This window comes from Mucilaginibacter sp. A3364 (assembly GCF_059690715.1).
In genome coordinates, this window is sequence record NZ_JCAWED010000002.1 from 1,063,169 (window position 1) to 1,085,768 (window position 22,600).

The window sequence follows — 22,600 nt, forward strand, 5'->3', positions numbered from 1 at the left end:
GGCTTAATTTTTGAACAGGCTGATATATATTTGAATTTAAACAATACAAGCTGATGGTTACTTATACTACAGATGGTGTTAAGGTTTCGGTAGAAACCATTTATCAGCCGGAATATTCAAACCCGGCCAATGATCATTTTATGTTTGCCTACAGGGTTAACATTGAAAACACAGGAAGCTACGCGGTGCGCTTGATTAGCCGCCACTGGTATATATTTGACAGTAACGGCGCTAAGCGCGAGGTAGAAGGCGAAGGCGTAGTTGGTATACAACCTATTATTGAACCCGGCACATCGCACGAGTACGTTTCGGGCTGCAACCTTAAAACCGACATGGGCAGCATGAAGGGCGAATACCAAATGGTGCGCCTGCTGGATAATGCTACATTTGATGTACAGATACCGGAGTTTTATTTAATAGCGCCGTATAGGCTTAACTAAGGGAGATAGAGCCAAGAATCAAGAGCCGAGAGTCAAGATTTTTTTGATTTCTTACAAATAAAGAAAGCCCGATCAAATTTGATCGGGCTTTTGCTTTATTAGTCACCACAATCGTCTTGATTCTTGACTCTATTTAGTCCCTTCTGCTTCCAAACAAAAATTGCGCATAATACAGTAATGTAGCCAACGAACCTAAAGCTGCAACCACATAGGTCATAGCGGCCCACCAAAGGGCATCCTTAGCCTGTTCATGCTCCTGGCGGGTTTGCACAATGCTGTAGTTGTTATCTAACCAGGCCAAAGCACGGCGACTGGCATCAAACTCAACCGGTAAGGTAATAAATGCAAATGCGGTTACTACGGCTAATGCAGCTACACCAATGGCCAAAACCAAAGGGTTATGCGTAAAGAATAATAACATCACCCCAATAAACAAAGCAAACTGTGTAACGGTTGATGCCACGTTGGTTACCGGCACAAGCGTACTGCGCAGGCTTAACCAGCTATAGTTAGCAGCATGTTGTACGGCGTGCCCGCATTCGTGTGCAGCTACGGCTGCAGCGGCAATGCTGCGGCTATGGTACACGTCGGCGCTCAGGTTAACGGTGCGGTTTTCGGGATTATAGTGGTCGGTTAACTGGCCTTCAACAGATATCACCTGTACATCGTAAACGCCGTTATCGCGCAGCATTTTTTCGGCCACTTCTTTGCCCGATAAGCCGGAAGATAAGCCGATCTGTGAGTATTCGTTAAACTTGCTCTTAAAGCGCCACTGCACTATAAAGCTTATTACGGCAATAGCTATCATCAGCAACCAGGCCGAGTTATAGCTTATAAATCCTATGATAATTGATAAATGATTCATGGTATGTATGTTTTTGTAAAGTGTATTTCAAAAAGTATTCCATTAACTTTAATACATGGAACCCAATTACTCCTACTGGGAGCAAACCGAATTTATTAACAATGCCGACGTGATCATCATCGGTAGTGGCATCGTTGGCCTGAGCGCGGCCCTGCATTTGAAAAAGGCGGAACCATCGCTCAGGGTATTAGTATTGGAGCGTGGTTTTTTACCCACAGGCGCCAGCACCAAAAATGCCGGCTTTGCCTGCTTCGGAACGGTTTCTGAGCAATTTTCATACTTAAAACAGGCTTCTGAAGCGGAAGTGCTACACATGGCCGACTATAAATGGCGAGGCCTGCAACGCCTGCGCCAAAACCTGGGCGATGCGCAAATTGATTTCCATCAGCACGGAGGGTATGAATTATTTAGAAAAAATGAAGGTGCACGGGCCGAAGAATGCCTCGACCACTTAACATACTTTAACAAATTATTGCAGCAGGTCATCGGCCAACCTGACATTTATGCAGTCGCAGATGATAAAATTGCAGGTTTTGGTTTTGAGGGCGTTAGCCGGATGATTGTTAACCGGTTTGAGGGCCAGCTAAATACCGGCAAAATGATGCGGGCTTTACTGCATAAAGTTTATGCTACCGGCACCATGGTTTTAAATAGTTGTGGTGTTGATAATATTGAACAGCACGAAGGCCATATCGCGCTGGCAACTACACAAGGATATTTTAAAACGAAGCGAGTGATATTGGCCACCAACGCCTTTGCCAATCAGTTGTTTCTTGACTTGCGCGTTTCTCCCGGTCGCGGACAGGTATTGGTTACTAAGCCAGTGGAGGGTTTGAAGTTAAAAGGTACGTTTCATTTTGATGAGGGCTACTATTACTTCCGCAATATTGATAACCGGGTGTTGTTTGGCGGTGGCCGAAATCTGGATTTTAAAGCCGAAGAGACTTACGACTTAGGTAATACGCAGCAGGTGCAGCAACAACTGATGAATTACCTAACCCAAATGATACTTCCCGGCATGCCGGTAGCTGTAGACCAATGGTGGAGCGGTATCATGGGTTTTGGCGATGAGATCAAACCCATCATCAAACAAATACAACCAAACGTTTTTTGTGCCGTGCGCTGCAATGGCATGGGTGTAGCTATGGGAAGTTTGGTTGGCGAAGAAGTGGCGGATTTGGCTATAAGGAGCTAAGCCTTACTTTGCTGATAGGCTTTGATCAAAGTTTTTGACGCGCGATAGTGCCAACAATCCATAAGGAGTTGTTGCAGATCGGCCGGTTCAACTTTGGTTAAGTTTACCAGCACGTAGGCATAGTTTTGATAGTGTGGGGTGATAAAAAACACCTCAGGATCCTTTGCCATCCATTTATCCCGCTCCTCATTATAAATAGCCAGCGTTTCATTATCTTCTTTAATGCGCAGCATAAACTTTTTCCCTACGTGAAAGGATGGAGTGTCATGCGTATAGCCTTCACTAACGCCGGGCATAGGCAACAGTACGTTACGTATAAACTGGAGATAAATGAACGGGTCTGTTTTCATAATTACAGCAGTTCCACCAGGCGCTCCAGTGCCATACCGCGCGAACCTTTGAGCAATATCGTCGAATTTTCAATAGGTTGGGCGCGTAAGCCGGCTATGGCCTCCTCAACGCTGGAGTAAAAAGAGGCTTTGCCTAAATTAGCGCTCTCGTGCTTCATGGTGGTGCTTACATGCTCAAAGTGATGGCCAATGAAAAGGCGTTCATCAACAGGTGTATCCAATGCTTTTTGTACCACGGCCAGGTGTTCAGCGGCTGATTCATCGCCCAGTTCAAACATATCGCCCAGGATCAAAACCTTACGGTCGGCGGTAATTTTGCCTACATTTTCAATAGCAACCTGCATACTGCTTGGGTTGGCGTTATAGTAATCGCATATCAGCGTATTGGTTGCCGTTTTTGTTATTTGCGAACGGTTGTTTTTTGGCTGATAGGTTTCAATACCACGATTAATTTCGTCGGCACTTAGTTTAAAGTACACGCCCATGCAAATAGCCGCCAGTATGTTATCCAGGTTATAAGCGCCGGTAAGCTGGGTTTTTACATTGTAGCTTTCGCCGGATAAGTTGTTGGTCCATTGCAATGATAGTAGCGGAGCATTCTCGGTGATCTCACCGCTTACCAGGTCGTCAATGGCATCGCCATAAAATATGGGCGGGGTTTTGAACTTACGCGCGGCCTGCATTTCGCCTAAAATAGGGTTATTGCTGTTGATAAACGCTACGCCATCGCGGGCCAGGAAATCATATAACTCGCCCTTCGCAATTTTTACCCCTTCCACACTACCAAAACCTTCCAGGTGCGCTTTGCCTACGTTGGTTATCATGCCATGGCTGGGCTGGGATATACTGCAAAGCAGTTCAATTTCTTTGATATGATTGGCGCCCATTTCAATAACCGCCATTTGATGGCTGGCATTAATGCTCAATACGGTTAAAGGCACACCAATGTGGTTATTTAAATTACCCTGCGTAGCAAGGGTAGTAAAGTGCTGCGACATTACCGCGTTGATCAACTCCTTGGTGGTCGTTTTTCCGTTGGTGCCGGTAAGGCCAATAACAGGGATATTTAATTGTCTGCGATGATGGCGGGCCAGGTCTTGCAAAGTCGTCAATACATCGGCCACCAGTAAACAATTACCGCCGGTTTTATATTCCGGGTTATCTATCACTGCATAGGCCGCGCCTGCTTCCAAAGCCTGTTGCGCAAAGGTATTGGCGTCAAATTTATCGCCTTTAAGAGCGAAGAATAAACTGCCTGCAGCTATCTTCCGGGTATCGGTGCTGATAACGGGGTGCTGCAGGTAGATCTGGTATAGTTGTTCGGTAGTGGTCATGGTAATTACGTAAAGACTTACGAAGTTTTTAAAACTTCGTAAGTCTGTCAATCGGTAAAGTTATTGATCTCTGTTCATCCAACCAACAACGGCTTTAATTTCGCCGTAGCTAAAATCGACGCCCAGTATTTCTTTTAGCGGGGCCAGGCGATCAGCGCCATAGCTTTCTATAGCATCGCAAATGGCCGGGAATTTTTCGGGCGGTACAATTTCAGATATGTTCATTTCGCCGCTTTGCACAAAATGGCTTAGGTGGCTTTCAATAGTTGATATGCTCAGGCCTCGTTCGTGAGCCACGTCGTCAATAGTTTTGCCCTGGCGGTATAAAGTAAGGCTGGCCATGCGGGTATCACTACTGCGTGGCACGCTGGCTTTTGCCTTGCCGGGTTTACGTTCGCGCTTGCGGCTTTTTTGCGTGATCTTTGAGTTAAGGCCACGCTCATTGGCATATTGTATCACCGGGGCCACAAACTCGCGGCCATATCGCGCCAGCTTTATATCGCCAAAGCCTGATATAAAACGCAGTTCGTCCAGGCTTTGTGGCAGGTAGGTAGCAATCTCTACCAAAGTCGCGTCGGATACAATGATATATGCCGGTACGTTTTCCTGTACGGCTATGCCTTTTCGCACATTTTTCAGGATGTTTAACAGGTCGTCTTCAAACGGCAGCGCTTCGGCCTGGCGTTCTTCAACTATGTGTGTGGCTATCAGGTCAACCTTTTCCTGGCCGGTTAAAACTGCCGCGCTTTTTGGGGTTAAGGTAACTACGGGATATTCGGTATCGGTTAATGCCAGGTAGCCCAGGGCTATCAGCTCGCGGATGTAGCGTTGCCAATCCGTTTTGCTTACATCGGCACCAACGCCATATGTTTTTAATTGCTTATGTTCTTCGCGTATTTTCTCGCTGCGCGAACCGCGCAACACGTCTATCACATAATTAATGCCGAAACGCTCTTTTACCCTTGTTACTGCCGATAGTGCTTTTTGGGCGATGAGCGTACCATCAAACTTAGTGATCTCGCTCAGGCAAACATCACATGAGCCACAGTTATCGGGCGCCTGTTCATCAAAGTAATTGAGCAAAAACTGGCGGCGACAGGTGGGCAACTGGCAATATTTGGCCATATCATTCAGCTTGCTTAGCATGATGGCGGTTTGTTCGGGGTTTTCGTCAATGCTTACAAAACTTTTTAGCTTGATAGCATCTCCCGGCGAATAAAACAGCAAAGCGGACGATGGCAAACCATCCCGCCCCGCGCGCCCGGTCTCCTGGTAATAGCCCTCGATATTTTTAGGCAGGTCCATGTGCACCACATAGCGCACATTTGATTTATTAATACCCATGCCGAAGGCTATAGTCGCGACGACGATCTTGATATCATCCCGCAAAAAACCCTCCTGTGTTTTGGCCTTCAACACCGGATCTAAACCGGCATGATAAGCCGCCGCAGAATAACCTTCGTCACGCAGATCGGCCGCCAGGGATTCGGTTGATTTGCGGGATAAGCAGTAGATGATGCCTGATTCCTCTTTTCGCTCATCTAAAAAGCCAAGCAGTTGATCAAAGCTATTGCGCTTGGGGTTAACCCGGTAAGTAATGTTAGCGCGATTGAATGAGGACACGTAAACAGCAGGCTCCTTCAGGTTAAGTTTTTCCAGTATATCCTTCTGCGTCAGCTTATCGGCTGTTGCTGTTAGGGCAATTACAGGTATGCTGGGGAAATGCTCCTTAAAGCTGGCCAGCATTAAATACTCAGGGCGGAAATCATGCCCCCAGGCCGATATACAGTGCGCTTCGTCAATAGCTATCTGAGCTACTGGAACAGGTAGGGATTTCAGGAAATCGATCAGTTTGCTTTCTGATCCGAACAAACGCTCGGGCGCCAGGTAAAGCAGTTTGATGTGGTTGTTTTCCAGCTTGCGGATGATCTCGCCCTGCTCGGCCGGGTTTTGCGATGAGTTGATGAACGCGGCAGGTATGCCTGCTACATTCAGCGCATCAACCTGGTCTTTCATCAAAGCTATCAATGGCGATATAACGATAGTAAGGCCGTTTAATAATACTGCCGGTAGCTGGTAGCACAGAGACTTGCCGCCTCCGGTCGGCATCAGCGCCAATACATCCCGCCCTGACAGAACGTTGTGTATAATAGCCTCCTGCTGGTGCCTGAACGCGCTGTAACCAAAATACTTTTGTAGGGCCTGGATAGGTGTCATTATAGTAGATGAAGATATGCAAATGTGCGGAATTTAGGTTTTGGTATTTGTGTTTTTTAAACTTAAATTTGAAATAGGAGGCTTATTATGCATAATTGGAGAGAACGTATTACAACCAACATTGAACAATGTGGCGGAAGGCCGTGTATTCGTGGTATGCGTATTCGTGTTGTGGATGTGATCGATCTGCTTGCGGCAGGCTTAACGCAAGAGCAGGTAATAGAGGAGTTGCCCGACCTGGAGCCCGAAGATATTGAAGCAGCGTTAAAGTATGCAGGTAGCAAACTTGATCATCCCATTATCGCTGCATGACTATTTGGGTAGACGCACAACTTTCTCCATTTATTTCTCTCTGGATAAACGAAAACTTTCCTGATTTAAATGCAAAGTCATTGCGTGCAATAGGATTAAGGGATGCCACTGATCAGGATATTTACCATCAGGCAAAGGAATCTAATGTTGTTATTATGAGTAAAGACTACGACTTTGTGAGACTAATTGAGTCGCTTGGTAGTCCGCCTCAATTAATATGGATAACCTGCGGTAATACCTCCAATGCTCAAATGTGTCAGATTTTAGACGCCAGTATTTTGCAGGCTATAAATCTTTTGAAAAATGGAGAGAATATTGTTGAAATAGGTAACAGAATACTTTAGTCAGGTTTAAATGATAAAAAAACTATCCGTCCTACTAGTCATCATAAGCATCAGTCTATCCGCTTTAGCGCAAAAAATACAATCGCCTGCCGAGTTTTTGGGGTATAAACTGGGCGAGCAATTTACTTATCAGTATCGCGTAGCGGATTATTTTAAGTACGTAGCCAAAACATCTAAACACGTTAAGTTGATACAGTATGGCAGCACTAATGAAGGCAGGCCTTTGTTAGCCATGTTCATCAGCAGCGATGAGAATATTGCTAAACTGGAGGAGATACGCGAGAATAACCTGCACCTGGCGGGACTAAATACTAAAACTACTGCAGCCAATACAACAACATCGGTTATTGTGTGGCTGAGCTATAACGTACACGGCAACGAACCAAGTTCGAGCGAGGCGGCTATGCAAACTTTGTATGATATGGTCGATCCGGCTAATACCCGCACCAAGGCCTGGTTAAAAAATACGGTAGTAGTTATTGATCCTTGTTTAAACCCCGACGGGCACGAACGTTATGTAAACTACTATAATTCGGTAAAAGGTACATCGCCGGATGTTAACCCACTATCGCGCGAGCATATGGAACCCTGGCCGGGCGGGCGATATAACCACTACTATTTTGATTTGAACCGCGATTGGGCATGGCAGGTGCAAAAGGAGAGCCAGGCACGTATGGCGCTATATAACAAATGGCTGCCCGAGATACATGTTGATTTTCATGAGCAGGGCTACAACGCGCCTTATTACTTTGCCCCGGCGGCCGAACCTTTTCATAAAGACATAACTACTTGGCAGCGCGAATTTCAAACCACCATCGGTAAAAACAACGCGAAGTATTTTGATCAAAATGGTTGGCTGTATTTTACCCGCGAAGAGTTTGATTTGTTATACCCATCCTATGGCGATACCTATCCTATCTACAATGGCTCTATCGGCATGACTTACGAGCAAGGCGGCATAGGCGCAGGTTTGGCGGTTACTACACGTATGGGGGATGAACTGAGCCTGGCCGATCGCATCGCGCATCACCACTCTAATAGCCTAAGCACGGTTGAAACAGCATCCGCGAATGCGCAAAAAGCAGTAGAGGAATTTAAAAAGTATTTTGATGCCAGTCGCGCCAACCCTGCGGGCGACTATAAAACTTACATCGTGCGTAATGATAATGCCGATAAAATTAATGCCTTAGCCAAATTGCTGGATAAAAACGGTATTCGTTATAGTTTTGGTTTAAAGGCGAGCATTAGCGGGTATAATTACTTTACAGGCAAAACGGAGCAGTACAGCGTTGGGCATAATGATATGGTGATCAATGCCTATCAGCCAAAATCAGTATTGCTGAATGTGTTGTTTGAGCCTAAAACTTTTGTGGCTGATTCGAACACGTATGATATCACGGCATGGTCATTGCCCTTTGCTTATGGCTTGCGTACTTATGGTATAAAGGAATCCTTGCAGGGCCCCAATGCTTCGTTAACAGTTGTAAAAGAAAAACCATCAGCCACTACACATCCTTACGCCTACATCAGCCAATGGCAATCTGTTGAGGATGTGAAGTTTTTGGCGGCTTTGTTAAAAGAGAATATTAAAGTGCGCTACAGCGAAAAACCTTTTGAGGCGATGGGTAAAAAATTCGCGGCCGGGTCGCTCATTATTGCCCGTGCGGGGAACGACCGTGCCGATCTGGATGAACTGATAGCCAAACTGGCTGCTAAATATAGCCGCAACATTGTTCCTTTAAATTCGGGTTTTGTGGAAAAGGGGGCTGACCTTGGATCGGGTGCGGTTAAGTATGTGCGGGCACCCAAAGTAATGCTGGTTAGTGATGAGGGCAGTTCGGCGGAAAGCATGGGCGAAGTGTGGCATTATTTTGATCAGCAGATAAACTACCCGGTTACACTAGTGCGCTACAAGGATATTGGAAGGCTTAAACTGAGCGATTTTGATGTTATTGTATTCCCCAACGGGGGCTATGATGATATGTGGCTTGATAAACTGCAGGGCTGGGTGCGCGATGGCGGAAAACTGATTGTGATGGGCAACGCTGTCGGGCAGATCAGCAATAAAAAAGGCTTCGCTATTAAAGAGAAAGAGCAAACCGAAGAACAAAAAAAGGCCGCAAAACAAGCTAAAGCCGCTGCTGCTATAAAACTTTACGAGGACCGCGACCGCGAGTCGATCAAATCAAACGTGGCCGGCGCTATTTATAAGCTTAACCTGGACAATACCCACCCGCTGGGCTTTGGCTTACCCAACTATTACTACACGCTAAAGTTGAACGACGATGTTTACGACCTGTTGGAAGACGGTTGGAACGTAGGCACCATTAAAAAAGATGGCTATGTAGCCGGCTTTGTTGGCCAGGCCAGTAAGGAAAAGATAGTGAACGGACTGCTGCTGGGCGTACAAAACATGGGCCGCGGCGCAGTAGTTTATATGGTTGATGATCCGCTGTTCCGTGGTTTTTGGGAGAACGGGAAGTTGCTGTTTGGGAATGCGGTGTTTATGGTGAATCAGTAATTACCCCATCTTGCGCTCGTTTGTAAACGAGCGCAAGTTTATCAATTCAGGGTGCGCCACTTTTTGAAAGTGTAAATTGTCGAATATTCTAAATAATTAATAATCAGTTGCTTATAAAATAGACAGGGTGCGCCGCATTGCGCCGCTTTTTTAGATAATATTCTCAAAATCAAATAGTTATAAAATTATGGTGCGCCACTTGCGCCACTTTAAAAATGGCGCACCCCACACGAAAAAGGCCGCATTACATGCGGCCTTTCCTATTAATATATAATTCCCCTTTTTGTGGGGTCAGGGGCTTAGTTACCGCCGCTTACCCTGCCTTTTTCATCCTCGGCGCCGCTACGGTGCTGGCGGGCTTTGATCTTGGCGTTACCGAAGTTGTAGGTTACGCTTAGGCGCAGTACACGGCTGTCGCTGCGCTGGCGGATCTCGAAGTTGTTATTTAATACCTGGCTGCTGTTGTTATTGCGGCGGGTAAAGAAGATATCATCAACAGCTACTTTAACATTAAGCTTTTTATTGGCAAACTGTCGCGCCACACCGCCATCAAGCGCATAACGTTCGTGTATGGCAAATACACCAAAGGTCATGGGCGATTGATAGATGCCGCTTAGCTCCGCTTTAAAGCCCGCGAAGCTGAAGTACTGGGTTGACTTGGCTACAAAAGCGGTTTGGCCTGTATTTAAGTTACCACCCACCAGTCCTTCGCCTTTAAACGTCATCCGGAAGCCGTTAAAGTTTACGTTACCATTCCACCATTTGGTAATGGTATAAGGCGAGTAGATGTTAAGCCCATAACCAACCTGTGTTTGCAGGTTTAAGTTGGTTTCGTAAGATGTGTTGCCTTCGGTTAACACGATCTCGGTCATGGCATCGGTAGTATGGTTGTAGTCGAGGCTTACATCAATAGTTTTATTATACGTATAGTGTAAGGAGAAGCTGTTGGTATACTGCGGATTAAGGAATGAGTTGCCTCTTGACGCGGTATAAGGGTCAAGGTAGTATACAAATGGGTTCAGATCCCCATAGCTTGGGCGATCGATACGGCGGCTATAGTTGATACCCATTTCGTGTTTTTTGCCCAGCTTTTGGTTTATAAATACGCTCGGGAAGAAGTTTAAGTATTCACGGTCTACAGGTTTGCTGCCTATCAGGTCGCCATGTGAACGGGTTTCTTCGGCGCGCAGGCCAAGTTGTACACTTCCGTTTTTGTATTCCTTGCTTATGTTTACATAACCTGCGTTTACCTTTTCGGTATAGATGAAACGATTGGTGCGGGTAACATCATTTATGTAGTCGCCACCGGTAGATTTCTGAGCCTGTAGATCGTTATCGGTTTTAACGCTGCTGAATTTGGCGCCCAGTTCCAGCTTCATTGTTTTGGTAAGCGGTTTGGTATAGTCAAACTTACCGGTATATATTTCAATTACCGATGGGGTTTGGTTGCGCAATAACAACGGGGCATGTAGTGGGCTGCCATCCGGCAGGTAGTAAAAGTTATCATACTGTGCGTTCGAGTTATTGCGGAATTTAGAATAATCCAAATCAATGCCTAACTCCTGGCCCAGGGTATCCAGCTTTAACCTGTCGTTTAAGTTCAAAGCGAAGTTTTTATAGGTTTGATCCATGTTTGATTCGGTTGTTAATGACGAATCAGGCACGCCCGAAGCTTTGCCGATAAGGGTGCGGTTAAAGTTATAGTCGTGCCCTGAATTGGAGTAGCCGCTTACCACAAAGCCAATGGTATGTTTGGCGCCGGTTTCCAGGTCGGCACCCAACTGGTAATTGTTGTAATGGTTAACCGGTATCTGGTGCGAGCTTTGGGTAAAGTAAGTAAGGGAGCCGTTATTGTTTTTGATGATACGCTCCAGCTCCATCTCGCGGAAGCGTTTGCTGTCGCCACGGCTAAAGTTGCCGAACAGGTTAAGGTTACCTTCTTTATGGTTTAAATTAAGGCTGCTGTTATCACGATAGTAACGACCCTTTACGCCGCCTACAGTTACGCTGCCGTTGGTGCCGCTTTGTTTGTTCTTTTTGGTTTTGATGTTGATAATGCCCGAGTTGCCCGCCGCATCATATTTGGCTGATGGGTTGGTAATGATCTCAATTGACTGAATGGTATTACCATCGGTTGATCGAAGCAATGTAGCCAGTTGCGCTGCCGAAAGATAAGTAAGCTTGTCGTTGATCATTACGGTAACGCCCTGCTTGCCTTTCAGGCTGATGTTGTCATCCTTATCAATAGTAACACCTGGGGCGCGCTCCAGTATCTCTAAGGCGCTGTTGCCCGCTGCCAGTACGCTGTTCTCTACGTTCATCACCGTGCGGTCTATCTTACGCTCAATTAAAGGCCTTGCCGAATTAATGCTTACAGCTTTAAGTGTTTGACCGGCCGGTTGCATGGCTATGGTAGCTACAGCATAATCTGCTGTCGCGATGGTAAACGCGGCGCTAAGGCCATTTTTATAGCCCACCGAAGTTGCTTTAATAATGTAGGTACCCGGGGCTACATTGTTAAAATTGTAAGCCCCGGCATCGCTGCTCATGTTTCCTTTAACTATAGTCGAGTCTGCCGCGCGCATCAGGCTAACGCTGGCGTATGGCAGTGGCTTTTGCTGTTCATCCAATAACTTACCCGTAACAGTTGCTGTTTGGGCTAAGGCTGTGCTAAGGCTTAAAATGCATAGCAGTAGTGTATAATATATATTAAGGTATACCTGTTTCATTTCTGTAAATAGTTTGGGCAATAAAAATCCCGTAAAAACGGGTTTCCGCTTTTTTTTAATGTTAATTACTGTGTTTTGCTATACTGCCGGGGTAAATGCGTTACCGGCTTTGTAATTATCGCGCTGCCGCGATTTTATATTAAGATGCAGAAACAGGGCTATTGGTTACACACTATTTTCAAATTTATTGAAACAGGCAGGGTACGACTAGATCTTTAACGCCGGGCAAAGTGGCGCTATGATGTCATTATAAATTGAGAATGAAGCAGAAGGCTTAGGTAGTATAGCAGGTATTTTTACCTTACCGCCCTTTTGTTTGACACCGGTAACAGATGAAACTACAGGCGCGTTGCAAGGCAAAGTAAGTACAAGCCCGCTGCAAAGCAGCAGGCTTATACGTTTTATATATATATTAGGTAGGGCAAAGCGTTTCATGGCTTTATTTTTTCCGGGCTGGTTTTGCTTTTGGTAAAACAACCGTGTCAGGGTTAGTCACGGGGGCAACGGGTGCTATTACAAGCGTATCTACCTTGCACTTCAAACCGGTAGCCTTCATGGTAAAGGTTGATGTAGGGGAATCGTGCTTTTTGTTATCCTCTTTACATTGCCAGATATCAAGGTCGCGGATCATGTCGCGCAGCCGGTCGTCAATGATCACTTCGGTATTAACCGGTACTTTTAAGGTAAGTTCCATTTCCTGATCACGCCATTTGGTGCCATTCATGCGCTGTACGCGGCGGTCGAATTTTAAAATGGTATCTTTTTGTGTAAAAGTGTAGTGTATATTACGGGCATTACGCAAGGCGTCATCATAGTCTTTACCTCTTGAACGGAACGACTGTACCAGCACAGGTTGACTAACATCGCTTTTTTCTATGCGGATAGAAATGCGGTTTTCATCAAAGTCGCGGTAATCTTCAAAGTTCTCATCTTCAATAGTAACTACCGCACCGTCAAAGTTATTTTTGATGTCCAGCCGCACACTATCTTCATGAGTGAGGTATTTTACATCGTTCAGGGTTAAATAGTATTTGTTATAGGCATTAGGCTTAACGTTAACGGTTTGGCTAAAACTGGCTGATGAGCGAAAATCGGTAAACACTTTTGATATATAAACCACCATAGTACCTAGCGAGAACAACCATATCACAAATAACACAGCGGCTGATGATTTGCTAATAGTACGGATATTAAACACGGCAGTAATGGTTAACATCGCGATAGCAACAACAGGTATTACACCGGTTATAAGAGCTGTAGTGAATATGGTGGTGGAGTAATGGCTGTCAATAACACTTAAAGGGAACATGCCATTAGGCTCTTTGCCAAATATTACCGCGGCTGCATATAAAACAACCATGGCAACTATACCGCATATGCAGGATAGTATGATAGCTATACCGATAAGCTTAATAAGTATTTTGCCGGTGCCGTTAAAGAAACGACCAAGGTGATAAAACAGATCGCTGAAAAAATCTCGTACTTTATATATAACAGGTTTGGCCTCGTGATGCATATTGCTTAGGTTTTGGCGCACAGCACTTAACTCTTCTTCCAGGTTGTTTTTAAAACCTTGCAGGTTCAGCTTTTCGCCTTTCATGGCCATACGATCGATTCGGGTAACTGCTTTAGGGATGACTATCCATAGTATCAAATAGATAAAGAAGCCCGCTCCGCCAAATATCAGAGCCAAAACAAATACCAAACGCATCCATACTGCTTTAATATTAAAATAGTTGGCAAGGCCGGCACATACTCCTGCTACCAGGTGGTCATCAGGGTCGCGAAACAGGCGGCGGTTGGTGGCGGTGTAGTTATAGGAGCTGCTTGCGCCCGCGCTTTCTTCCTCTTCGGCAATTTCAAAATCGGCAACGGTGCCCATTTGTTCAATCACAGCCTTAACATCCTGCTCCACAATTACCTGCTTGTTTTCTTTCAGCAATAGTTCGCTAAACATTTCGGCAATGCGGTTTTCAATATCGGTGGTTATCTCCAGGCTATCGGCCGAGTTTAAGAAATGACGTTTTACATCCGTCATGTAATTCTTTAGTATTTCGTAGGCATCCTCTTCAATGTGGAAAACTATGCCGTTAATATTTATAATGATGGTTTTATTCATGATGCGTGATTATTAGGGTGTTATTTCTTTTTGCCGGTGGCTGTAAGTACGGCAAATGACAATTCCTGCCAGGTTTTATCCAGCTCGGCTAGTGCTTTGCGGCCTTCGTCTGATAGGGCATAATACTTTCGTGGCGGGCCTGAGGTTGATTCTACCCAGTTGTAGGTTAACAATCCGTTATTTTTTAAACGGGTTAATAAGGGATATAAAGTGCCCTCAACTACAAGCAGTTGCGCTGCTTTTAGTTCGGCAATTATATCTGAGGCGTAAGTTTCATCGCGGGCTATGATGGAGAGTATACAGTACTCCAGGATGCCTTTACGCATTTGGGTTTGTGTGTTTTCGGTAATCATAATACAAAGATATATGTTTAAAAATGTATTATGCAATACCAAGTACTGAAAAAATGAAAAAAACTTAAAAAAAAATTTCAGAGCTATTTTTTTTTAACGTTTTTTAACAAAATAATTTGTGAGTTTAATAACGGAACATTACTTTTATAATTAATTAACTAAGTATTAACTGATCTTATTATTTAAACATGAAAAAACTTCTACTAGTAAGTTTGTGTTTGCTGGTGTTGTGCGCAACCCAGGTTTATGCACAAAACCGAACAGTTACTGGTACAGTTACATCAAAAGATGACGGCCTAGGGCTGCCAGGAGTAGCTGTTACAGTTGTTGGTACCCAAACAGGTACTCAAACTAATGCCGAAGGTAACTTTACCGTACAAGCTCCGGCCGGAGCAACAAGCTTAAGAATTAGCTTTATTGGCTTTGCGCCGCAAACTGTAACAATACCTTCAAGTGGTGTTGTAAGAGTAGCTCTTGCTTCAGAAGCAAAACAATTAGGTGAAGTTGTTATTACCGGTGCTTTGGGTATCCAGCGCCAGAAAAAAGAAACCGGTTATGCGGTATCTACGGTAAACAACGAAACTATTAACGCTGGTAGCGCGGTTAACGTTGCTAACGGTTTACAAGGTAAAGTATCAGGCTTAAACATTACCACTACAAACAGTGGTGTATTTGAGAACGTAAAAATTAACTTACGTGGTGTACGTTCATTAACAGGTAACAACAACCCGTTACTGTTGATCGATGGTGTGCAATCTGATATCAACTATTTGTCTTCACTTAACCCGAATGACATTGAAGACGTGAACGTTTTAAAAGGTGCTGCCGGTGCAGGTATCTACGGTTCTGACGCCAGAAACGGTGTTATTATCGTTACTACCAAAAAAGGAACCAAAAGCGGCAAGCCTGTTGTTACTTTCAGTAACTCTACTCAAGTTCAGCAAGTTAGCTTCTATCCTAAATTTCAACATGAGTTTGGTTTAGGTGGTGGTGGTAACAACCTTAGCTTAGGTGGTTATGATCCTATCGAAAACTGGTCATGGGGCCCTCGTTATACCGGTCAGCCAATTCAAATTGGTCCTGATTTTACTGGTGTAGTTGATCCGATCTTTGGTCCGTTAACAACCCAGATGATCACTTACAGCCCTAACAACTCGAGAGAGAAATTCTTCCAGACTGCAACTATCGTTCAAAATGACGTTTCTTATTCTGAGAAAAACTTCCTGTTGTCTTTACAGGACGTTATCAATAAAGGTATCGTTCCAAAAGACAAAAACCGCAGAACCGGTTTCCGTTTAAATGTTGGCAAAGAGTATGGTAGATTGAAAGTAAACCTGAATACCAACTATATTCAAAACAACTACAATATTTTTGACCAGGAAGGTATGGCTGATTATCAGGCTAGCCAAAACGTTGGTTTGAACTCTGGTATCATGAACTTATTGTTCAATACAAACGGTTTTGTTGATCTTACTTCTTACAAAGATTACATGACCAATCCGTATGCTTCATACAACTATTATTTTACTAACTACGGTTTAAACCCGTACTTCGCTATTGATAACTGGCGTAAAGAGGGTAAAAAACAAGATCTGATCACCAGCTTAAACTTAGATTTTAAAGTTGCCAGCTGGATGAACTTAAACTACCGCGCTTCATTAACTTCTCAAACTGTTGTTGAAAGAAGAAAATCACAAGGTGAGCCGGTAAGTGTATACGGCGATACTGAAAGAGGTTTCAGCTCTATCCCGGGCAACGTTGAAGAGCGTGCATTTACGCAACAACGTATGCAATCAGAGTTGTTTGCCAACTTTAACAAACAAGTTACTGAAGACTTTAAAGTTACCGGTATTTTAGGTACTTACGTTCGTCAGGATGATGGCCGTGATACCCGTGTAGGTGCAAGCCAGCTAAACGTTACTGATTTGTATAACATCTCACAACGTGTAGGCGAGTTAACCGGTACTTCAACAGGTCGTCGTTCAAGATTGTTCGCAGTGTATGCTCAGGCTGCTTTAAACTATAAAGGTTGGGCTTCAATCGAGTTTACCGGTCGTAACGAAAAAGCTTCAGTTTTAGCTGATGGCGTAAACAGTTACTTTTATCCTGGTGCTACTGCTTCATTTGTGTTAACAGATGCTATTGAAGCTTTAAAAAATAACAGCACACTTTCATACTTGAAATTACGTGGTGGTTGGACCAAAACAGGTAACTCTGATATTGCTCCCTACCAGTTAGCTGCAACCTTCTCACAAGGTGGTGGTTTCCCTTACGGTACAACACCTGGTTACTCGGCTGATAACACTATTTATAACCCATTGTTGAAACCAGAGTTTACTCAAAGTACTGAGTTAGGTTTTGAAGCAGGTTTCTTAAATAACCGAATTAACGTTGAGGTTACTGCGTTTAACCAGAAAAACGATAACCAGATCATCCCTATCAGTATTTCGGGTGCTACCGGTTATACCAGTGCTTATGTTAACGCAGCTGCCTTTACTAACAAAGGTATAGAGATGGACTTTAAATTAACCCCGTTGGTTGATTTAGGTCAGGTTCACATCAACTTCGGAGCCAACGCTACTTATATAGAAAGTGAAGTAACATCAGTATACCAAGGTTTAGATCAAGTTGGTATTGGTGGTACAACTTCTGCAGGTAACTGGGCTATCAAAGGTTACCCGGCTTACATGATCAGAGCAATTGACTATAACCGCGATCCAAATGGCCGTGTTATTGTTAACGCTTTAACAGGTGCGCCTACTGCTGCAACCAACTCAACTATATTTGGTCAAACATTACCAAAATGGGTTGTTGGTTTAAATCCGTCAGTAAAATGGAAAGGTTTGAATGTATCAGCTTTATTTGAATACAAAGGGGGCCACATGGCTTACACTGATATAGGCGACGCGATGTCATGGACAGGTGTTTCAAGATTATCAGCTACTAACAGCCGCGAAAGATTTGTATTCCCTAATTCATCTGTACTTGTTAGTGGTAACTATGTACCAAACACTAACGTAACATTAAATAACCCAGAAAGCTTCTTCACCGGTGTAGGCCGTACTGTAAAAGCTAACTACCTGGTAAGTGCAGCTTCATGGAGATTCCGCGAGCTATCAATCGGTTATGATATCCCGGTTGCTAACGTATTCGGCAGCCAGAAAGTTGTAAAAGCGTTAAACGTTGCGTTAACAGGAAGAAACTTGTTCCTGTGGTTACCTAAATCAAATGAGTTTACCGATCCTGACTTTACTGCCAGCCCGGGTGCAACTTCATTTGGTACAGGTAGCACCACTGGTGTAACTACCGGTAACACCGCTGGTTTTAGTAACTCAAATATCAACCCGCCGGTTAGAACCTTCGGTGGTAGTGTAACAGTTACATTTTAATAACTATTAATTAGAGAAACGAGATGAAAAAAATATTAATTCCAGCTTTTACGGTAGGTTTGCTATTTGCAACCAGCTGTAAAAAAGAATTCTTCGATATCAACAAGAGCCCTAACGCTCCTACTGAGACATCCATCAGTCCTAAAGTGTTGTTGCCGAGAGCACTACATGCAGTAGGTGTTAGAACCGGTAACGGTTATGACTACGCTGCACAGTGGATGAACTACTGGGCACACTCAGGCTCATACGGTCAATCAATCGAGATCGAGTCATATGCCATTACAGCTAACTTCCAGGCAGCACAATTTGCTAACTGGTATGATTTCCTGTATGATGTAGATACTATGGAAAAACAAGCTAAAGCTGCACAAGAGCCTTTTTATGAGGCTGCTGCTAAAGTTTTAAAATCTATAGCGTTTATGAACCTGGTTGACCAATACAATAACGTTCCTTATTCAAAAGCTTTCCAGGGTGTTGCTAACTTAACACCTGCGTATGATAAAGGTGAGGATATTTACAATGATCTGTTTGTTCAATTAGAAGCTGCTGCTGTATTGTTTAAAACAGCTCCTAAAGCAATGGATCCGGATGCTGACGCTCAGGCTGCCGATATTATGTTTGGCGCTATGGGTTACAACCACGGTACAGGCGAAGCGCTTTTATGGCGTAAGCTGATCAATACGCAGCGTTTGAAACTGTTAGTTCACATGTCTCAGTTAACTACAACTGCTGCTAAAGCAACTGCCGTTGTAGCTCAAATTACTGCAGATGGTGCGGGTTACCTTGGTGCTGGCGAAACAGCTGCTGTTAACCCTGGCTATACTGCAGTTAACGGTAAACAAAACCCTTATTGGGATACCTACAAAGTATCTGCTTTAGGTGCAACCGACCAGTATAACCGTGCTAACACTTACTTCCTGAACAAAGCTGCCGGTACAAACGGCCGTTTAGGTGCTAACAACCCTGGTTATAATAACCTGGCTGCTGCAACGCCAACTCAATTGGCTCAAATTACAGCTGATGCAACCGATGACGATTTGCGTTACATGTACTACTTCACCAAAGCTACTACTCCGCTTACTGTTGCACAATACGGTTTCCCGGCACAAACACCAACGCCGCAAAACAACTTTATTGGTGCTCAATTTGGCGAGGTTGTTCCGAATGCTGACGCGTACAAACAACAGAACCAATCAGACGTTGCTGGCCCGGGTGTAGCTAAATCAGTATCTCAATCACAACAGGTTTTAACCGGTATCGAAAGTCTGTTTATACAGGCTGAAGCTGCTGCCAGAGGTTATATCGCTGCTGATCCGGCTACTTTGTTAACTGCTGCTATCAGAGAGTCGTTCACTTTCCTGGGTGTTAATAAAACAACTACTGGTGCTGCTATTACTCCGGTTGCTGCTGCTGATGCTTACATAGCTCAAAGAGGCGTTTTAACTACGCTTGCTGCTGCTACCGGTGCAGATGCCAAAGCAAAAGTAATTGTGTATGAAAAATATCTTTCATTGTTTGGTTTAGACTTTTTAGAGGCCTATACTGACTACAGAAGATTAGGCGTTCCAACCGACCTGCCTTTATCACTTAACCCTGGTAGAGTTACCAACGTTATACCTGTACGTTTACAATATCCACAAGCTGAGTTTAACTATAACCAGGCTAACGTAAACGCTCAAGGTGTTATCGATCCGCAAACTTCTACCGTTTTCTGGGATAAATAATTTACCATTTAAAAAGAAAGAAAATGAAAAGATACACTAAAATATTAACGCTTGCAGTGCTTACTTTAAGCTTATCATCTTGTCTGAAAGACAAAGGTTACGATGACTTAAAATATGGCATAAACAAGGATGTTGCCGAGAGCAACAAGATAATTACCATGCCGGTTACCGCTACAACTTTTAATACTGCGGTTTCAATTGCGGTTACTAAAACCACGCCTAACACAGTAACTATACCGATTCACTTATCGGCAAAAGATGTTGCAAGCGAGGATATCAACGTAACCATTGGCGTAAGCACCGCAAGATTAGCTACTTATAATGCTGGTGTTGCTGCTTCGGCGCAATTCACGCTATTAGATCCAAGTAAATATACTTTATCTAATGGTGGTGTTGTTAAAATTGCGTCTGGTTCAAGAGACGGTTCACTAGTGGTAACCTTTACCGGTTCAACCATTGGCGCTACCGGTCGTTGGGCTATTCCAATTGAGCTAAAAAGCACTGATAAGTCAGGCTACCTGTTAAGTGGTAACCAGGCTTACAGAAATATATTAGTTACAGTTACTCCGTAATTTTTAATTAATATTATAAAATTCAAATCCCCGGCGCAGAGCGTGCCGGGGATTTTTTTGTGCAACCAGGTTTGTATAAAATGGCGCATCTTAGTAACCTAAACTTATTGATCAAAAATGTTGAAACGACTTATTACAATTTTAGCTGTATTGGCAGGCAACTGTGGTATGGCCTACAGCCAGCAGAACGACCAACCCGGTTATATTATTAGTTTAAAAGGAGATACCGTTAAAGGGTATGTTGACTATCAACGCTGGGATAAAAACCCGGCGGTTATAAGTTTTAGGACCAACGAGCAGGCAGGCCATGTGCAATATCATCATACCGAGATTGCCGGCTTTGGTATAGCAAACCGTAATTATGTTAGCGCAAGCGTTGTAATTGATACTTCGTCAACAGATGTTAATCAGTTAAGTTATTCATCAAACCCTGAGTACAAAACGATCACTGCTTTTTTACTTAGAGTTTTTGGAACTGGTAAAGGTTTGTATCACTTTAAAGATGAAAAAGCGAGGGATCATTACTTTGTGAAATACCCGGATAGTTATAAATTACTGGTATATAAACAGTATTTACGTGACGCAGCAGACGGAAGAGTGGTTGCGCGGAATGAAGAGTATAAAAACACCCTGAGGCAGTATATGGCCGATTGCCCGGTAGTGGGCGCTAAAATAAACAGTGCCACATATAATCGTTCAAGCCTGTCGGGCCTGTTTGCAGCGTATTATGATTGCATGAAGCTGGATGCTGGAAACACAGCCAAAGCTGAGGAAGCGTATGTTAAATTAGGCATTATAGCCGGCGCCTCTTTTATGCGATTTAACAGTAGCGAAAGTACGTTATTGCCTTTCCGCATTCTGGATAAAAAAACTTCAACCAACCTGGTGGCCGGCGTAACGTTTGATGTGATTTTTCCGGCGAATAACAATCGATGGTCTTTAGCCAATGAGTTAATTTATACATCGTATAAAGTGAGTAACCACGTAATAACTTATAATAATAACAATCCTGATAGTTACTCGGATGATGATGCCGCATTTGGCCTTACAATAATTAAATTGAATAACCTGATTCGTTATAAGTTCCCGGTAGGTAAGGCATCGCTATTTGTAAATGCCGGCATTGCAAACGGATTGGCAATTAACACCATTAATAACGTTAAGAATAAAACTGTTTTTTATTCAACCACAACTTATGCAGAACAGCCAATTGTACCTGCAACAAATGTTAGAAAAGTTGAATCAAGCCTGTTATTTGGCTTAGGCGCCACAATGAGCAAATATACCATACAAGCCCGCGGCGAACTAAGTACCACTGTTGCAGAAGGAGGGGCGGCAGCAGCTAGCACACAAAGGGCCTGTTTGTTAATAGGATATTCGTTTTAAAAAAAGAGGTCTGCCTTGATTATAAGCAGACTTCTTTTTTTAATTAAGGTACTATAACGCGTTATAATGATCAAATATGGTTGACAGATCGTCATCCTTTTTAACATCAAGTTTGTTTGAAGCAATATAGCTGTCAAAATCCTGCGCCTTTAGTAGTTCTTTTATCGCTTTTTTATCTCTTTTGATTTTGCTTACAGTGCCATTTTCAAAAACGAAATAGGTATCTGTCGGCTTCAAAAGTTTAACCGGGTATAATTGGCCCGGGGCTGTTTCGGTAACGCGTTTAAGTTGGGTAGCCTTAAGTAGCTGTTTTTTTCCCTCAGAAAGCACCTCGTAATAGGTGGTAGCTTTATTGCCATCTACAGCCGGAAAGCCATTTTTAAATTTACGGTTTACCGGGTCCTCATCATTGGCGGCCAGTGTAAACTCAACAACCGGTGTGGCGAAAGCCAGAGGCTCGCCTTTATCACCTTTAAATATTAGGCGCGATCCGCTAAGGTCATACATCAGGTCAATGCCAACAAACAACTTACCATCGGCTTGTTTCACCGAGCCTTTTCTCCAAACATTATATAAATATTGATTGCCGCCGGTTGTTTGCCTCATTTGCCCGCCAAAATTCACGTCGAGCATGTTGGTAACATCTACATTTACCCCAATTTGGGCCTGGCTTTGCGTATATGCGCCGGTAAGTAATGCAGCCAGCATTGCTCCCCTAAGGACTAGTTTTTTCATAATTTACGATCTGTT

The 22,600-nt window shown here is 43.8% G+C and carries 18 protein-coding genes; 9 read left to right on the forward strand and 9 right to left on the reverse strand.

Annotation, left to right across the window (positions count from 1 at the left end):
- The first annotated feature begins 53 nt into the window (after positions 1–53).
- Positions 54–440, forward strand: a complete 387-nt coding sequence (apaG, locus tag AC59JT_RS17090; RefSeq protein ID WP_497401198.1) for a Co2+/Mg2+ efflux facilitator ApaG/CorD — start codon at positions 54–56, stop codon at positions 438–440.
- Between the two features lie 133 nt (positions 441–573).
- On the opposite strand, the gene AC59JT_RS17095 is transcribed toward apaG, so the two are convergent.
- Positions 574–1,305, reverse strand: a complete 732-nt coding sequence (locus AC59JT_RS17095) for a zinc metallopeptidase (RefSeq protein WP_497401200.1) — start codon at positions 1,303–1,305, stop codon at positions 574–576.
- Between the two features lie 55 nt (positions 1,306–1,360).
- On the opposite strand from AC59JT_RS17095, the gene AC59JT_RS17100 reads away from it, so the two are divergent.
- Positions 1,361–2,500, forward strand: coding sequence for an NAD(P)/FAD-dependent oxidoreductase (locus AC59JT_RS17100; protein WP_497401203.1), 1,140 nt, complete (start codon positions 1,361–1,363; stop codon positions 2,498–2,500).
- Here the strand turns inward: AC59JT_RS17100 and AC59JT_RS17105 are convergent.
- From AC59JT_RS17105 to recQ, 3 genes are read right to left on the reverse strand one after another with little or no spacing between them, the layout of a single operon-like run.
- A complete protein-coding gene (locus AC59JT_RS17105; RefSeq protein ID WP_497401207.1) occupies positions 2,497–2,850 on the reverse strand; it encodes an MmcQ/YjbR family DNA-binding protein in 354 nt (117 codons plus the stop codon). The genes AC59JT_RS17100 and AC59JT_RS17105 overlap by 4 nt on opposite strands.
- A 2-nt stretch (positions 2,851–2,852) precedes the next feature.
- Positions 2,853–4,235: a UDP-N-acetylmuramoyl-tripeptide--D-alanyl-D-alanine ligase gene (locus AC59JT_RS17110; protein ID WP_497401213.1), complete on the reverse strand. Its 1,383-nt coding sequence runs from the start codon at positions 4,233–4,235 to the stop codon at positions 2,853–2,855.
- Positions 4,236–4,244: 9 nt separating this feature from the next.
- Positions 4,245–6,401 (reverse strand): DNA helicase RecQ, encoded by a 2,157-nt coding sequence (gene recQ, locus AC59JT_RS17115; RefSeq protein WP_497401215.1) that lies wholly within the window; start codon positions 6,399–6,401, stop codon positions 4,245–4,247.
- A gap of 87 nt (positions 6,402–6,488) precedes the next feature.
- Between recQ and AC59JT_RS17120 the strand changes: the two genes are divergently transcribed.
- From AC59JT_RS17120 to AC59JT_RS17130, 3 genes are read left to right on the forward strand one after another with little or no spacing between them, the layout of a single operon-like run.
- Positions 6,489–6,713 carry a DUF433 domain-containing protein gene (locus AC59JT_RS17120; RefSeq protein ID WP_497401217.1) on the forward strand — a complete coding sequence of 75 codons (225 nt, stop codon included), beginning with the start codon at positions 6,489–6,491 and terminating at the stop codon, positions 6,711–6,713.
- On the forward strand, positions 6,710–7,057 hold the full coding sequence (locus AC59JT_RS17125; protein WP_497401219.1) for a DUF5615 family PIN-like protein: 348 nt from the start codon (positions 6,710–6,712) through the stop codon (positions 7,055–7,057). Before AC59JT_RS17120 ends, AC59JT_RS17125 begins: the two co-directional genes overlap by 4 nt.
- A 10-nt stretch (positions 7,058–7,067) precedes the next feature.
- The gene (locus tag AC59JT_RS17130) at positions 7,068–9,578 is read left to right on the forward strand and encodes a M14 family metallopeptidase (RefSeq protein ID WP_497401221.1); all 2,511 of its coding nucleotides are present in this window, start codon (positions 7,068–7,070) and stop codon (positions 9,576–9,578) included.
- Between the two features lie 299 nt (positions 9,579–9,877).
- On the opposite strand, the gene AC59JT_RS17135 is transcribed toward AC59JT_RS17130, so the two are convergent.
- The 4 genes from AC59JT_RS17135 to AC59JT_RS17150 all read right to left on the reverse strand — a co-directional run bounded on the left by AC59JT_RS17135 (position 9,878) and on the right by AC59JT_RS17150 (position 14,779).
- Positions 9,878–12,307, reverse strand: a complete 2,430-nt coding sequence (locus tag AC59JT_RS17135) for an outer membrane beta-barrel protein (RefSeq protein ID WP_497401223.1) — start codon at positions 12,305–12,307, stop codon at positions 9,878–9,880.
- Positions 12,308–12,514: 207 nt separating this feature from the next.
- Positions 12,515–12,742: a hypothetical protein gene (locus tag AC59JT_RS17140; RefSeq protein WP_497401225.1), complete on the reverse strand. Its 228-nt coding sequence runs from the start codon at positions 12,740–12,742 to the stop codon at positions 12,515–12,517.
- A gap of 4 nt (positions 12,743–12,746) precedes the next feature.
- Positions 12,747–14,426, reverse strand: coding sequence for a PspC domain-containing protein (locus AC59JT_RS17145; protein WP_497401227.1), 1,680 nt, complete (start codon positions 14,424–14,426; stop codon positions 12,747–12,749).
- Between the two features lie 20 nt (positions 14,427–14,446).
- On the reverse strand, positions 14,447–14,779 hold the full coding sequence (locus tag AC59JT_RS17150) for a PadR family transcriptional regulator (RefSeq protein ID WP_497401229.1): 333 nt from the start codon (positions 14,777–14,779) through the stop codon (positions 14,447–14,449).
- A gap of 188 nt (positions 14,780–14,967) precedes the next feature.
- On the opposite strand from AC59JT_RS17150, the gene AC59JT_RS17155 reads away from it, so the two are divergent.
- The 4 genes from AC59JT_RS17155 to AC59JT_RS17170 all read left to right on the forward strand — a co-directional run bounded on the left by AC59JT_RS17155 (position 14,968) and on the right by AC59JT_RS17170 (position 21,850).
- Positions 14,968–18,168, forward strand: a complete 3,201-nt coding sequence (locus AC59JT_RS17155; RefSeq protein WP_497401231.1) for a SusC/RagA family TonB-linked outer membrane protein — start codon at positions 14,968–14,970, stop codon at positions 18,166–18,168.
- A 23-nt stretch (positions 18,169–18,191) separates the two neighbouring features.
- Entirely contained in the window at positions 18,192–19,892 is a 1,701-nt protein-coding gene (locus tag AC59JT_RS17160; RefSeq protein ID WP_497401233.1) for a SusD/RagB family nutrient-binding outer membrane lipoprotein, read from the forward strand.
- A gap of 23 nt (positions 19,893–19,915) precedes the next feature.
- Complete coding sequence (locus tag AC59JT_RS17165) at positions 19,916–20,464, forward strand: DUF1735 domain-containing protein (RefSeq protein ID WP_497401235.1); 549 nt, start codon at positions 19,916–19,918, stop codon at positions 20,462–20,464.
- A 117-nt stretch (positions 20,465–20,581) separates the two neighbouring features.
- Positions 20,582–21,850: a hypothetical protein gene (locus AC59JT_RS17170; protein WP_497401237.1), complete on the forward strand. Its 1,269-nt coding sequence runs from the start codon at positions 20,582–20,584 to the stop codon at positions 21,848–21,850.
- Between the two features lie 51 nt (positions 21,851–21,901).
- On the opposite strand, the gene AC59JT_RS17175 is transcribed toward AC59JT_RS17170, so the two are convergent.
- Positions 21,902–22,585 carry a hypothetical protein gene (locus AC59JT_RS17175; RefSeq protein WP_497401239.1) on the reverse strand — a complete coding sequence of 228 codons (684 nt, stop codon included), beginning with the start codon at positions 22,583–22,585 and terminating at the stop codon, positions 21,902–21,904.
- Positions 22,586–22,600 lie beyond the last annotated feature (15 nt).

Bases quoted from the DNA above. Each gene is read 5' to 3' on its own strand.
- AC59JT_RS17140 (WP_497401225.1), bottom strand. From the start codon at position 12,742: ATGAAACGCTTTGCCCTACCTAATATATATATAAAACGTATAAGCCTG.
- AC59JT_RS17155 (WP_497401231.1), top strand. From the start codon at position 14,968: ATGAAAAAACTTCTACTAGTAAGTTTGTGTTTGCTGGTGTTGTGCGCA.
- apaG (WP_497401198.1), top strand. From the start codon at position 54: ATGGTTACTTATACTACAGATGGTGTTAAGGTTTCGGTAGAAACCATT.
- AC59JT_RS17130 (WP_497401221.1), top strand. From the start codon at position 7,068: ATGATAAAAAAACTATCCGTCCTACTAGTCATCATAAGCATCAGTCTA.
- AC59JT_RS17165 (WP_497401235.1), top strand. From the start codon at position 19,916: ATGAAAAGATACACTAAAATATTAACGCTTGCAGTGCTTACTTTAAGC.
- AC59JT_RS17150 (WP_497401229.1), bottom strand. From the start codon at position 14,779: ATGATTACCGAAAACACACAAACCCAAATGCGTAAAGGCATCCTGGAG.
- AC59JT_RS17160 (WP_497401233.1), top strand. From the start codon at position 18,192: ATGAAAAAAATATTAATTCCAGCTTTTACGGTAGGTTTGCTATTTGCA.
- AC59JT_RS17170 (WP_497401237.1), top strand. From the start codon at position 20,582: ATGTTGAAACGACTTATTACAATTTTAGCTGTATTGGCAGGCAACTGT.
- AC59JT_RS17100 (WP_497401203.1), top strand. From the start codon at position 1,361: ATGGAACCCAATTACTCCTACTGGGAGCAAACCGAATTTATTAACAAT.
- AC59JT_RS17135 (WP_497401223.1), bottom strand. From the start codon at position 12,307: ATGAAACAGGTATACCTTAATATATATTATACACTACTGCTATGCATT.
- AC59JT_RS17105 (WP_497401207.1), bottom strand. From the start codon at position 2,850: ATGAAAACAGACCCGTTCATTTATCTCCAGTTTATACGTAACGTACTG.
- AC59JT_RS17125 (WP_497401219.1), top strand. From the start codon at position 6,710: ATGACTATTTGGGTAGACGCACAACTTTCTCCATTTATTTCTCTCTGG.
- AC59JT_RS17120 (WP_497401217.1), top strand. From the start codon at position 6,489: ATGCATAATTGGAGAGAACGTATTACAACCAACATTGAACAATGTGGC.
- recQ (WP_497401215.1), bottom strand. From the start codon at position 6,401: ATGACACCTATCCAGGCCCTACAAAAGTATTTTGGTTACAGCGCGTTC.
- AC59JT_RS17095 (WP_497401200.1), bottom strand. From the start codon at position 1,305: ATGAATCATTTATCAATTATCATAGGATTTATAAGCTATAACTCGGCC.
- AC59JT_RS17175 (WP_497401239.1), bottom strand. From the start codon at position 22,585: ATGAAAAAACTAGTCCTTAGGGGAGCAATGCTGGCTGCATTACTTACC.
- AC59JT_RS17145 (WP_497401227.1), bottom strand. From the start codon at position 14,426: ATGAATAAAACCATCATTATAAATATTAACGGCATAGTTTTCCACATT.